This is a genomic window from Leifsonia sp. NPDC056824, from assembly GCF_042789575.1.
Taxonomy (GTDB): Bacteria; Actinomycetota; Actinomycetes; order Actinomycetales; family Microbacteriaceae; genus Leifsonia.
In genome coordinates, this window is the sequence record NZ_JBHUAV010000001.1 from 1,179,503 (window position 1) to 1,192,155 (window position 12,653).

13 protein-coding genes are annotated in these 12,653 nt (G+C 68.3%); 10 read left to right on the top strand and 3 right to left on the bottom strand.

What is annotated here, in order from left to right; genetic code table 11:
- Positions 1 to 4: 4 nt before the first annotated feature.
- Complete coding sequence (locus tag ACFRFH_RS05975) at positions 5 to 568, bottom strand: TetR/AcrR family transcriptional regulator (RefSeq protein ID WP_382462069.1); 564 nt, start codon at positions 566 to 568, stop codon at positions 5 to 7.
- Between the two features lie 90 nt (positions 569 to 658).
- Between ACFRFH_RS05975 and ACFRFH_RS05980 the strand changes: the two genes are divergently transcribed.
- On the top strand, positions 659 to 1,984 hold the full coding sequence (locus tag ACFRFH_RS05980) for an MFS transporter (RefSeq protein WP_382462070.1): 1,326 nt from the start codon (positions 659 to 661) through the stop codon (positions 1,982 to 1,984).
- On the opposite strand, the gene ACFRFH_RS05985 is transcribed toward ACFRFH_RS05980, so the two are convergent.
- A complete protein-coding gene (locus ACFRFH_RS05985; RefSeq protein WP_382462071.1) occupies positions 1,968 to 2,987 on the bottom strand; it encodes an NADPH:quinone reductase in 1,020 nt (339 codons plus the stop codon). The two genes, ACFRFH_RS05980 and ACFRFH_RS05985, sit on opposite strands and share 17 nt — an antisense overlap.
- A 32-nt stretch (positions 2,988 to 3,019) precedes the next feature.
- On the bottom strand, positions 3,020 to 4,207 hold the full coding sequence (locus ACFRFH_RS05990; protein ID WP_382462072.1) for a MarP family serine protease: 1,188 nt from the start codon (positions 4,205 to 4,207) through the stop codon (positions 3,020 to 3,022).
- Positions 4,208 to 4,335: 128 nt separating this feature from the next.
- On the opposite strand from ACFRFH_RS05990, the gene ACFRFH_RS05995 reads away from it, so the two are divergent.
- From ACFRFH_RS05995 to ACFRFH_RS06035, 9 genes are all read left to right on the top strand, one after another.
- Complete coding sequence (locus ACFRFH_RS05995) at positions 4,336 to 5,583, top strand: ROK family protein (RefSeq protein WP_382462073.1); 1,248 nt, start codon at positions 4,336 to 4,338, stop codon at positions 5,581 to 5,583.
- Between the two features lie 112 nt (positions 5,584 to 5,695).
- Positions 5,696 to 6,301: a hypothetical protein gene (locus ACFRFH_RS06000; protein ID WP_382462074.1), complete on the top strand. Its 606-nt coding sequence runs from the start codon at positions 5,696 to 5,698 to the stop codon at positions 6,299 to 6,301.
- A complete protein-coding gene (locus ACFRFH_RS06005; protein WP_382462075.1) occupies positions 6,301 to 6,921 on the top strand; it encodes an SdpA family antimicrobial peptide system protein in 621 nt (206 codons plus the stop codon). The genes ACFRFH_RS06000 and ACFRFH_RS06005 overlap by 1 nt, the downstream gene beginning before the upstream one ends.
- A complete protein-coding gene (locus ACFRFH_RS06010; protein ID WP_382462076.1) occupies positions 6,915 to 7,859 on the top strand; it encodes a sporulation-delaying protein SdpB family protein in 945 nt (314 codons plus the stop codon). The genes ACFRFH_RS06005 and ACFRFH_RS06010 overlap by 7 nt, the downstream gene beginning before the upstream one ends.
- 27 nt (positions 7,860 to 7,886) lie before the next feature.
- Positions 7,887 to 8,237: a GntR family transcriptional regulator gene (locus tag ACFRFH_RS06015; protein WP_382462077.1), complete on the top strand. Its 351-nt coding sequence runs from the start codon at positions 7,887 to 7,889 to the stop codon at positions 8,235 to 8,237.
- Positions 8,234 to 9,193, top strand: coding sequence for a hypothetical protein (locus ACFRFH_RS06020; protein WP_382462078.1), 960 nt, complete (start codon positions 8,234 to 8,236; stop codon positions 9,191 to 9,193). Before ACFRFH_RS06015 ends, ACFRFH_RS06020 begins: the two co-directional genes overlap by 4 nt.
- A 283-nt stretch (positions 9,194 to 9,476) precedes the next feature.
- Positions 9,477 to 10,829 (top strand): extracellular solute-binding protein, encoded by a 1,353-nt coding sequence (locus tag ACFRFH_RS06025; RefSeq protein ID WP_382462079.1) that lies wholly within the window; start codon positions 9,477 to 9,479, stop codon positions 10,827 to 10,829.
- A 1-nt stretch (position 10,830) separates the two neighbouring features.
- Positions 10,831 to 11,793 carry a carbohydrate ABC transporter permease gene (locus ACFRFH_RS06030; RefSeq protein ID WP_382462080.1) on the top strand — a complete coding sequence of 321 codons (963 nt, stop codon included), beginning with the start codon at positions 10,831 to 10,833 and terminating at the stop codon, positions 11,791 to 11,793.
- On the top strand, positions 11,793 to 12,629 hold the full coding sequence (locus tag ACFRFH_RS06035; protein WP_382462081.1) for a carbohydrate ABC transporter permease: 837 nt from the start codon (positions 11,793 to 11,795) through the stop codon (positions 12,627 to 12,629). Before ACFRFH_RS06030 ends, ACFRFH_RS06035 begins: the two co-directional genes overlap by 1 nt.
- Positions 12,630 to 12,653 lie beyond the last annotated feature (24 nt).

A 12,653-nucleotide genomic window follows, 5' to 3' on the forward strand; every position in this document is an offset into this window, starting at 1 on the left:
CCGCCTAACGGGCCGAGCCGGGCCCCGGCCGGAAGAGTCGCGCAACCACGTCCTCCGCCGTCGTGTCGCCCAGCGCCCACGGCTGGAAGATGACGCGGTAGACGATCGGGGCGATCACGACGTCCATCACGTCGTCCTCGGTCACACCGGTCTCGGGGTGCTGCGCGAGCAGCATCCCCGCCTCGATGCGCCGGTTGCGGAGGCAGTCGGAGGTGCGCTCACCCGCAGCGCCCGCGCCGCCGCGCAGCAGGGCTGCGTTGACCGGCTTGCGGAAGTGGGTGACGATCCCGCTCGCCCAGTCGGTGAGGTCGTCGTGCAGGTCGCCGCGGTCGGCGAGCGGACGGTCGGGGTCGAGGTGGTAGGTGGCGATGTCGTTGAGGAGGGTCGGGAGGTCGCCCCAGCGCCGGTAGATGCTGGTCGGGTTGACCCCGGCGCGCTCGGCGATCATCGGCACGGTGACGCGCTCGCTGCCCTTCTCGCGGACGAGTTCCTCGACGGCGGTGCGCACGCTGTGGATGACCGCGGCGCTGCGTCCGCCCGTCCGCTTGGACGGTGTGGTCGTAGTCATGGGAATAGCTTAAAGCAAAGATTGTTGCTTTTTACCAGACCCCGTTCTATAGTCCGTTAAAGCAATCAAATTTGCTTTTAGGAGGCCGACATGTCCACTGCAGGGGAGAGTTGCCCGACGCTCGAGCGCCCGACGCTCGCGACCGGGTCGACCGCCGCCGCCCGGCCGCGCTCGCGCGGTCGCTCGCTGCGGCTGCGCCCGACCGCCGCGTTCACCGGGACCGCCCTGGCGTTCGTCGCCGTGGCGCTCGCCGTCGGCGCGCCCAGCCCGCTGTTCGTCCTGTACCAGCAGGAGTGGGGCTTCCCGTCCTGGCTGCTGACGGTCGCCTTCGCGATCTACGCGGTGACTCTGCTGATCACACTGCTCGTCGCCGGTTCGCTGTCCGACCACATCGGCCGCCGGCCCGTGCTGGTCGGCGCGCTCGCGCTCCAGATCGCGGCAATGCTGATGTTCCTGTTCTCGAAGGACATCGGGTCGATCATCGCCGCCCGCTCCGTGCAGGGCGTCGCCACCGGCGCCGCGATGAGCACCTTCACCGCCTCCCTGGTAGAGCTGGCCCCGGAGCGGCAGAAGAAGCTCGGTGCGACCATCGGCTCGACGGCCCCCGTCGGCGGGATCGCGCTCGGCGCGTTCTTCACCGGTCTGGCCGTCCAGTTCACGGCGCAGCCGACGACGCTCGTCTTCGTGACGCTGGCGCTGCTGTTCGCCGCGGGCATCCTCGTCGTGCTGGCGTCGCCGGAGACCGTCGCGGCCCGTCCCGGCGCTCTGCGCTCGCTGACGCCGCGGCTGTTCATCCCGCGTGCCGCGCGCGGCGAGTTCGTGGCCGCGCTGCCGCTCTTCCTCGCGACCTGGATGCTCGCCGGGCTGTTCATCGGGCTGTCCCCGTCGATCCTGCACGGCGTCTTCCACCTGGACTCCGGCATCCTCAACGGCGCGATCGTCGCCGTGCCGCCCGCTGTGGGCGCCGTCGCCGGGCTGCTGCTGACCCGCGCGCCGGCACGGACCACGACCGTCTGGGCGATGGCGGCGATCATGGCCGGGATCGCGTTGACCGCCGTCGGGATCGGCGCCGGCCTCCTGCCCGTGCTGTTCGCTGGCGCGGTCGTCGCGGGAGCGGGCTTCGGCGCCGGATTCTCGGCGATGCTGCGGATCATCGCCCCGCTCGCGCCGAACGACCAGCGCGCCGAGCTGTTCGCCGGGGTGTTCCTGGTGAGCTACCTGGCCTACGGCGTCCCCGCGCTGGCGGCGGGCGAGCTGATCGGCGTCGTCGGGCTGCTGCCCACCGCGCTCGGCTACGCGGCGGCCATCGCCGTCGCCTCCGCGGTCGCGATGGTGGTGCAGATCGTGCGGCTGGCGCGCGGCGTGCGCGCCGAGGCTGCGGTCTCCGAGGAGGCCGTGCTCACGCCAGGTCGATGAGCACCTTGCCCACGGCGCCGTCCTTCACGGCGTCGTGGGCGGCGGCGGTCTCCGCCAGGGGGAAGCGCGTGATCGGGAGGCCGTGCTCGGCGCCCACGGGCAGCGCTCCGGCCGCGACGGCCGCCGACACCGCCCGCACGGCGGCCGCCTTGGCCTCCGGCGCGACCGTGTAGGTGAGCAGGAACTGCCAGCGCAGGTTCTTCTGCATCGCCGGTCGGATCGGCATCGTGACGTCGGTCGAGCCGGGAGCGTCGGCGTAGACCGCGATCGTCGCACCCCGGGCGGCGACCTTCGAGTCCAGCTCGGCGTTGGCGCTGGCGTTGACCTCCACGACGATGTCGACGCCGCGCGGGGCGAGCGCACCGATCGCCTCGGCCGTGTCCGGCTCGCGGTAGTTGACGACGTGGTGGGCTCCCGCGGCACGCGCGAGCTCGGCCTTCTCGTGGCTGCTGACGGTCGCGATCACCGTGGCGCCCGCCCAGACGGCGAGCTGGATGGCCGCGTGGCCGACCGCTCCTGCGCCTCCCGCGACGAGCACCGTCCGCCCGTCGAGCGTGCCCGGCGCGAGTTCTGCTGCCACGCCCTCGTGCGCCGTGAGCGCGCGGTGCGCCGTGAGAGCGGGGATGCCGAGGGACGCACCGACGTCGAAGCCGACGCCCTCCGGCAGCAGCACGACCTGCGCCTCCGGGAGGACGACGAGCTCCTGGGCCGTGCCGTCCGGTCGCTGGTACGCGGCATCCCACACCCAGACCCGGTCGCCGGGGCGGACCGTGCCGACACCCGCGCCGACCTCGTCGACCACTCCGGCGCCGTCCTGGTTCGGCACCTGCGGCCGCGGGAGATCGGCCGGGCCGCTGCCCTGGCGCGCCTTCCAGTCGGTCGGGTTGACGCCGGAGACGTGGATGCGGACGCGCACCTCGCCGTCGCCGGGGTGCGGCTCGGCGCGCTCGCCGAGGACGAGGACGTCGGAGTCGCCGGTCGAGGTGTAGCTGACAGCCTTCATGGCTCAAGCCAACCACGGGACGGCGCCGGTCGTCATCCCGCGGAGCAGGCTCCCGAGCTGATCGGCGCCGAGCCGACCGAGGCGAGCACCGGGTGCAGCTCGTTCAGGGTCAGGGCGTAGCCGGTCTGCGGGTCGATGGTGGAGCGCGCGAAGACGACGCCGACGACGTCGCCCGCCTGGTCGAGCAGCGGGCCGCCGGAGTTGCCGGGACGGATCGTGCCGCGCAGCGAGTAGATCTGCCGCTCCACCGAGCCGCTCTGGTAGATGTCCGTCCCGCGGGCGGTGAGCTGGTCGCGGACGCGCTGCGGGCTGATGGTGAACGGCCCGTCACCGGGGTAGCCGGCCGCGTACGCCGGATCGCCCGCGCCCAGGTTCTGCCCGAGGTGCAGCGCAGGGGCGTGGAGGTCCGTGACGTCGAGCACGGCCAGGTCGCGCTCCGGGTCAAAGGCCACGAGCGTCGCCCGGTCGACCGTCGTGCCGCCGGACTCCCGGACCACGACCGACGAGGCGCCGGCGACGACGTGCGCGTTCGTGACGACACGGCCCGGCTGCACGACCCAGCCGCTGCCCTCGGAGTCCACGCCGCAGGCCGGCTTGGACGCGAGCACGGTGACGGTGGACTGCTGCGCCGAGGCGACCGCGGCGGGGACGTTCGGGTCGGGCGCGTCGATCGTCTTGATCGACTCACCGCCTTCGAACACCTTCGGGAGGCCGGCCCCGGCGAGCGCGTCGTCCACGGCGCCGAGCACGGTCGAGGACGGGATCGGCGCGATGCTGTTCAGGGTGGAGACGACCTGCGACGAGTTGGCGGCCTGCACCACGGTCGCGAGGCTGGTGGCCATCGCGAAGCCGGCGACGAGCCAGACGACGACCGCCCAGGTGACCAAGCCGAGGACCGCCCCGATCAGCGAGTCCACCCACTTGACCGGCCCGTGCCGGAGCACCTTGCCGATCACCGACGCCGCAGCGGTCGCCAGCGCGTAGACGATGCCGGCGCAGACGACCAGGACCACCGCGGCCACGATCGAGCGCTGGCTGACGCCGGTCAGCCCGGAGGCGGCCATCCAGTCCACGACCATCGGCGCCAGGAGGAGCCCGAGCGAGAGCCCGACCCCGAGCCCGATCAGCGCCCCCGCGGCGCGGATGGCGCCATTGCTCCACCCCGCCGCCATCGCGAGGACGGCGAGCACGAGCAGCACGACGTCGACCACGATCTCCACGGCTCTCACGATGCCCCACCAGGCTGGGCGCGGGCTGGGGTACAGATGTACGGAACCGGAAACCTGTATGTGCGTGGGTATATTACGAGGGACGCCGGGTTCGCGACCCGAGCGTGGAGGAGGATGCCGTGCCGAAGGGAGCGAACCTCCCGGCGATCGCCGCGTTCAACGAGACCGTGGTGCTGGACGCCGTTCGACGCTCGGAGGGCGGCCTCAGCCGCGTCGAGCTCGCCTCGGTCACCGGCCTGTCCGCGCAGACCGTGACGAACGTCACCAGGCGGCTGCTCGGTCAGGGCCTGATCCGGGAGGCCGGGAAGCAGAGCGAGGGCAGCCCGGGCAAACCGCGCACGCTGCTCCGCCTCGACCCCGCCGGCGCGTACGCGGTCGGCGTGCACCTGGACCCCACTGTGATCACCTGCGTGCTCCTCGACCTCGAGGGCGAGGTGGTCGAGCACCTGCGCCGGCCTTCGCCTCCGGACGGTGACGCGAAGGCGACTCTCGCCGTCATCCTGGACGCCATCCGCTCCCTGCTCGCGACGCCGGGCGTCGACGCGTCGCGCGTGATCGGCGTGGGCGTCGCCGCGCCCGGCCCGCTCGACACCGCGACCGGCGTCGTGGTGCGCCCGCCGCTCATCCCGGGCTGGAACGACTTCCACCTCCGCGACGAGCTGACCGCCGCGACCGGCCTCCCCTCGCTGGTCGCGAAGGACGTGATCAGCGCTGCCGTGGCCGAACGCTGGCGCGACCCCGCCGGCGCCAGCAAGGACTACGCGTTCATCTACTACGGCACCGGCGCCGGCATCGGGCTTGTCCTCGGCGGCGAGGTCTACACCGGCTCGACCGACAACGCGGGCGACGCCGGCCATGTGCTGGTGGACCCGGGCGGCGCGCTCTGCGCGTGCGGGCGGCGCGGCTGCTGGGGCGAGTCGGTGCGGCCGAACCGCCTCGTCATGCAGGGACTCCTCGCGGGCGTGCTGACCGCGCCTCCGGGGTCTCCGGTCGTCGACGGCGAGGACCTGGAGCTCGACGTGGAGGCCGTCGACGCGCTCTTCACGCAGCTGACCGAGGCCGCCGACGCGGGCGACGAACGGGCCGCAGCGATCCTGGACCGCTCCATCCGCAACACGGCCTACTACCTGTCGAATCTCACCGCGCTGCTCGACCTGGACCGGGTGGTGTTCGGCGGCCCGTCCTGGTCGCGCGTCGAGCGGCGCTACCTCGACCAGCTCCCCGAGTGCCTCGCCGAGATCGACATGGGGATACTGACCCACCCGGTGCTCCTGGAGGGGAGTGCGGTGGGGGAGGACGTGGCGGCGGTGGGGGCGGCGTGTCTGGTGCTGAACGAGACGTTCTCGCCGCGGGTGGGGCGGGGCTGAGCAATCTCTAATTTTTATAGAGAAATTTTACGTTTGGGAGCCGACTCTATAAGTTGACATTTCAGTAGCCAACGACGGCGCTGAAACGAATGGAGTCCATCCCATGAGGAAGATGACGAAGACGATGGTGGTGGGGGCGCTGGCCCTAGGGCTGGTCGCAAGTGGTGTGACCGCGGCATCCGCTTCCACTGCGGCGTCGACGGAGCGGATGACCACGGCGGCCGGAGTCACGAGTGAACGCTTCGACGGCGAGGAACTGTTCCGCGGCGTCGTCTTCGGTCAGGGTAAAGCGGGCCGGGTGCTCGGCGACCTGACCGCTCCGGTGCAGATCACGCGTGAGGTCGAGAGCGAAATCGACCGAATCGTTGCCGACATTCGCGCTGAGAATCCTGGGTTCTTCACGCAGTTCGCCACACAGGCCCAAAGCGGGGACGTCATTCGGGTGAGAGATGCGTTCGCCGGCCTGGGCCGAGCGCTCGACACGACTCTCGACAACCTGGGTTACGCGGACGGCTCGAATTCCGCCACCGTGACGCCGCGATGCATCCAGGTGGTGCTCTTCGCTGTGGGCGCTCTGGTGTACGCGGGAGCTGCGATTCTGCAGGTCGCTGCAGTCGCGGTTTCGGTTTGGTACGCGGGCCCGCGGTCTGCGGAAGGGCAGCCGAAGCTCTCCTACGAGAAGTGGATCGCGGAGGTCACCCTTCGACTCGCGCGCTGATGAGCGACCCGACGCTTCTGGACGAGGAGCGTCACCGCTTGCCCCGGTCGGCTGAGGGTGACGTTCCCCGTCGGCGGGTCACGATTTTCGCCTTGGTGTCCCTTGCCTTCTGGGCGCTCGTGGGCGGATTCGTCTATCTGACGAACCAGCCCGAAAACGTATTGACGACGTCATGGCAGCTCGCGGCGAAGACTTCCATTCAGGCCGTCATGCCCGAGCAGTGGGGATTCTTCACCCGCTCGCCGAGGGAAGACGAACTGCTGCCGTACCGGCAGAACTCGGGACAGTGGTCGTCGGCATCGGCATATCCGCACAGTCAGGCGCAGTACTTCTTCGGGTGGAATCGAGTCTCGCGGGCTCAGGGAATCGAGATCGGCATGCTCTTCGCAGAAGTCGCAGATCGGGAGTGGCTTCCGTGCTCGGCGGACTCGTCCGTCACGACATGCCTGGAGGCGAGCGCCTCAGACGCGGAATGGACTCGCGTGGCGAACCGGTCACCCGATCCGACTCTGTGCGGTCGCACGGCGATTTCGCGGGCGCTGCCGCCGCCCTGGGCATGGGCCAACATCGGGCAGGCGAAGCAGGACGTGTCGGTGATCTACCTGGATGTGGCATGTTGAGCTTCGCCGACCGGATTGTCGCACGGACGCTGGCACGGGAGGTGTGGACAGCCAATATCGCGCTCGCCCGGACGCTGATCGCGTTGTCAGGGATAGGCACCCTTCTTGCCTCTTCCGTATCCACTCTGATTCGACCCGCGGCAGGTGTGGATCAGTTGTTCTGCGCGGGCCCGGCGGCGTTCAGCATGTGGTGCGTCACGCCGGCGGGCGGCCACGAGGCGGCGCGATGGGTGGGCATTGTCGCCCTCGCTATCGCAGCCTCCGGCTGGCGTCCTCGCTTCACAGCCCTTCCTCTATGGTGGGTGCTCTTCGGAAACCAGGCGTCGCTCACGGTCGTCGACGGCGGCGACCAGATCGCCGCCGTGCTCGCGTTGCTGCTGATCCCGCTCTCGGTGACCGACAGTCGACGATGGCACTGGTCGCCTGTCGACGAGTCTCGCCCGCGCAAGCATCCGTACGCGGTGATGACTGCTCACATAGCGCTCGCGGTTTTGCGGGTTCAGGTGGCGTATATCTACATCAACGCCTGCCTCGCCAAGCTCGCGGTTCCCGAATGGCTCGACGGTTCAGCGGTCTATTACTGGCTTCGCGACCCGATGTTCGGACCGGCAGGCCCTTTGCGGTCCGTGACGGACTGGCTCCTGGCGCAGCCCATACCCGTCGCGGTGGTCACATGGGGAACCCTCTTGCTCGAATTCGCCCTCGGCATTGCAATATTTCTGCCAGTGCGCGCTCGGCTGATCCTTCTCCCTTTGGGCGGAGCCTTGCACTTCGCGATCGCCGTGACGATGGGGCTGTGGAGCTTCGCGTTCACGATGTGGGCGGCGTTGCTCATCCTGCTCTGGCCGGAGGGCGACCTGCTCGGCTCTGCTGGCCGTCGAATTCGGGTCGCCTTGCAACAGCGCCGGGATCCGGCGGCCGATGACGCCATTCAGTGACTATAGTGTTTTTAGTACAGTTACGATATGTTAGTAAGGCTTGATCGGGCGTCGCCCATTGGGCTGGCTGAGCAGATCGCTGATTCCATCCGGACGGACATCCGCGAGGGCGCCCTCTCGGCTGGAGAGAAGCTTCCGGCAGCGAGGGAGTTGGCGGATGGACTCGGGGTCAACATCCACACGGTGCTGCGCGCATACTCCTGTCTCAGTGTGGCTCGCTTGATCGAAGTGCGTCGGGGGCAAGGGGCTCGCGTTCTGCCGGCGCCCGAATCGTTGCCGAGCGAGATTTCGGGTGCTGTAGACGCGCTCGTTCGGGGAGCAGCGGGTCGTGGTGTGTCCCGCCAGCAGTTGGTGAGATACCTGGAGGAGTTGTCATGAACGGCACGGCGTGTGCCCGGGCCGGCACGCTGCGGATGATGGCCGCCGCTGCTCTATCGACACTTCCCGTCCTAGCGATCGTGTGGTCGCTGGTGGCGTGGCGGTCGATCCTGCCCGCGGAACTTCCGTCCCAATGGTCCGGAGACAAGGTCGTTTCGCACCTCCCCACGCTCGCTTTCGCGATTACCGCCCTCGTGATCGCCGCAACATCTGCCGCATTCTCCTGGCACGCTGCACTGAGCCCGCTGAGCCACGACCACCACCGCCGCACGTTCCTCATCTCGGGCTCGGTAGCTGCAACAGCGGCCTCGGCTTGGCTGATCAGTGCCGGTCTCGCCAGCCATCCAGATCAGGAAATCGGCGCCAATGGATTATGGGCTATTGCTGCTCTGTTCTCTGGGTTGGCGCCGTTTGCTGTGGCGCCGGCGAACTCATCGCCCGACAGTGTCAGTGAAGGCGTGGACCTGGAGCTCACCTCAAGTGAGTCCGTGGCCTGGTCGCACAGTCAGTCGGTGCCGCTCTTCATCTGCACATCGGTCGTCTGCCTCCTCGCGGCAGGCGGTTTCGGCTTCGTGCCGATGATCTTGGCGGGCGTTGATGCCTCGAACGTGGGCGCGCTGATCGTCATGTCGGTCCTCGCTCTGACGTCGTACACTTTCGCCCGAATCAGGGTGACCATAGATCGTCGTGGTCTGCGTGCGCGGTCGGCGACTATCGGAATCACGCTCGTATCGGTTGCCCTCGCTGATGTGACCGCAGCGGAGACGATCATCCTGGAGCCCTTACGTTGGGGCGGGTGGGGCTACCGTGCGGGTCTCCATGGCAGAGCGCTCGTCCTGCGCTCGGGCCCGGCGATCGTGGTCACCCTGCGGAATGGAACAGATGTCGCCGTGACGACGGCTGCTGCTGAACAAGCAGTGAGCGTGCTTCGAGCACTTCTTCGGGGTGCTGACTGACCATGATCCTCTGGAACACACTCGCCGCGCTCGGCGTCGCTTTGACTATCACCGCGATCGTGCTCGTGGCGGCCTGGCTTCGCCGCCTCAGCAGGAAGTAGTCCGGCGCAACACCCTCGGCCCCGGTTCACCGCACACAGTGGCCCGGGGCTTCGCCACGCCCCCCACCCGAGGGCAGACCCTCGATTTCGCGCACCCTCTTTACTTATAAATCAATTTGATTTATAAATTACGAAGAGTCCGCGGCATGGGAGCCGGAGGACCCCAATGCAAAGGAGCATCGATGAAGCGAAGCAGGGTTGTGGTCGCAGCAGTCGCCGCCGCCGCGCTCGTCGCACTGGCGGGCTGTTCGTCGTCGTCCGGGGGTGGTGACGGCAAGACCATCAAGGTCGCCTTCCAGGATTTCGGGTCGGACATCATGGCCAACTTCATGAACAAGGCCAAGACCGACTTCGAGAAGGCGAATCCCGGCACCAAGGTCGATCTGGTGCCCATCAAGGCCGCGGAGAACGACTACTACACCAAGCTCGCTCTCATGAACCGGGCCGCCACCACCGCGCCCGACGTGATGAGCGAGGACACCTTCCTCATCCGCGCCGACGCCCAGGCCGGGTACCTCGCGCCACTCGACTCCTACGTCTCCAAGTGGTCGGACTGGTCCAACTTCTTCGACAACGCCAAGGATGCGGGCAAGGGCGACGACGGCAAGGTGTACGGCATCCCCACCGGGACCGACACCCGCGGGCTCTGGTACAACAAGCAGATCTTCGCCAAGGCCGGCATCCCCACGCCGTGGCAGCCGAAGAACTGGGAGGACGTCATCAGTGCGGCCAAGAAGATCAAGGCCGCCGACCCCGGCGTCATCCCGCTCAACATCTTCTCCGGCAAGGCCGCCGGTGAGGCGAGCTCGATGCAGGGCTTCGAGATGCTCATGTACGGGGCGAGCCAGAAGGGCCTGTACGACGACTCCAACTCCAAGTGGATCACCGGCTCGAAGGCGTTCACCGACTCGCTCGACGTGATCAAGGAGGTCTACCAGGGCGGCCTCGGCCCGAGCCAGGAGGTCACCAGCGACACCAACTACCAGAACACGATCAACAACGAGCTGGTGCCGCAGGGCAAGCTGGCGATCAACCTCGACGGCTCCTGGGCCTCCAACGCATGGCTGCCCACCGGCGCCACCCCGTGGGCCGACTGGGACAAGGTGATGGGCACCGCGAAGATGCCGACGCAGAACGGCAGCGCGCCCGGCTCGATCAGCCTCTCCGGCGGCTGGACGTTCTCGATGGGCTCCAAGAGCTCGGCGAAGGACACGGCCTGGAAGTTCATCACCTTCGTGACCGACAAGCAGCGCTCGCTCGAGTACAACATCAACACGGCCGGCATCCCGGTGCGCAAGGACGTGGCGAACGACGAGAAGTACAAGACGTCCAACCCGACGTCGGAGTTCTTCTCCTCGCTGGTCGCGGTCACCAAGTTCCGCCCAGCGACCCCGGACTACCCGAAGATCTCCAACGGCATCCAGGTGGCGATGGAGTCGGTGATGACCGGGCAGGCCACGCCGGCGCAGGCCGCCAAGACCTACGACGACTCGGTCGTGGGGATCGTCGGTAAGGGCAAGACGGAGTCGAAGTAAGGTGACCTCCACTCTGGATGCCGTCGGCACCGACGCGCGCGGCCGGACCACCCCGGTCCGGCCGCCGCGCGGTCCGAGGACACGTTCGCGCGCACACGCCCGGCGCTCGCTCGCCCGGGCCGTCCCCCTGGTTCCGGCGATCGGCCTGCTGGTCGTGTTCCTGGTCGGGCCGATCCTGTCGTCGTTCTACGGCTCGTTCACCAACATGTCGCTCACCGGTTCGGCGGCGGCGTCGGCGCAGTGGGTGGGCCTCCAGAACTACATCGACCTCTTCAAGAGCCCGGACTTCCCGGTCTCGGTCTGGCTGACCCTGCTCTTCCTGATCGGCTCGGCGGTGATCGGCCAGAACATCGTCGGCATGGTGCTGGCCCTGCTGATGCGCAGCGGCAGCCGCTGGGTCGGCGCGCTCGTCTCGACTTTCGTGGTCGGCGCGTGGGTGCTGCCGGAGATCGTGGCGGCGTTCGCGTCGTACGCGTTCTTCAGCCAGCACGGCACGCTCAACGCGATCCTCGCCGGCTTCGGCATCGTCGGGCCGTCGTGGCTGTTCGCCTTCCCGATGCTGTCGATCATCCTCGCCAACACCTGGCGCGGCGCGGCGTTCTCGATGCTGGTCTACTCCGCAGCGCTGCAGGAGGTGCCGCCGGAGATCACCGAGGCGGCGGAGGTCGACGGCGCCAACGGGGCCAAGCGGTTCTTCCTCGTGACGCTGCCGATGATCCGGCGCAGCATCTCCACCAACCTCATGCTCATCACGCTCCAGACCCTCTCGGTCTTCACGCTCATCTACGTGATGACCGGCGGCGGCCCGGGCAACAAGAGCATGACCCTGCCGGTGCTGGCCTACCAGGAGGCGTTCAAATTCTCCGAGCTCGGCTACGGCACCGCGATCGCGACCATCCTGCTGCTCGTCGGGGCGGTCTTCGCGATCGTCTACGTGCGCGCCCTCAAGACGGAGGTGGACTGATGAGACTCTCGTCGCCCAACGGCATCGCCCTCAAATGGACGGCCAACGTCCTCCTGCTGCTGATCGGCGTGGTCTTCGTGCTGCCGCTGGTGTGGGTGGTGCTGGCCTCGTTCGACGGCAGCGCGACCCTCTCGGTCGCCTGGCCGAAGCAGTGGACGCTGGAGAACTTCCAGAAGGTGCTCACACCTGAGCTGGCGTTCGTGCCGCTGTGGAACAGCCTCCTGCTGTCCGCCGGGTGCGCGGTCCTCACCGTGGTCATCGCCGTGCTCGCCGCCTACCCGTTGTCGCGCTACCGCAACCGGTTCAACCGGCCGTTCCTCTACGCCATCCTGTTCGGGACCTGCCTGCCGATCACGGCGATGATGGTGCCGGTCTACAGCCTGTTCGTGTCGCTCAACCTGATCGACTCGCTCGGTGGGACGATCCTGTTCATGGCGGCGTCATCGCTCCCCATGGCCATCTGGATGACGAAGAACTTCGTCGACTCCGTGCCGATCTCCCTGGAGGAGGCGGCCTGGGTCGACGGCGCGTCCAGCATGAAGACGTTGTGGACGGTCGTGGTCCCGCTCGTGCGGCCGGGGATCGCGGTGGTGTTCATCTACGTGTTCGTCGCCGCGTGGGGCAACTTCTTCGTCCCGTTCGTGCTGCTGCTCAGCCCCGGCAACCAGCCGGCCGCCGTGAGCATCTTCACGTTCTTCGGGCAGTACGGCGCGGTCGCCTACGGCCAGCTCGCCGCCTACTCGCTCATCTACTCCGTGCCCGTCATCGCGCTCTACGTGATCGTGTCCCGTGCGCTGGGCGGCTCGTCCGCGCTCGCCGGCGCCGTCAAGGGCTAGCCGTACCTCTTATATAGAAGGAGT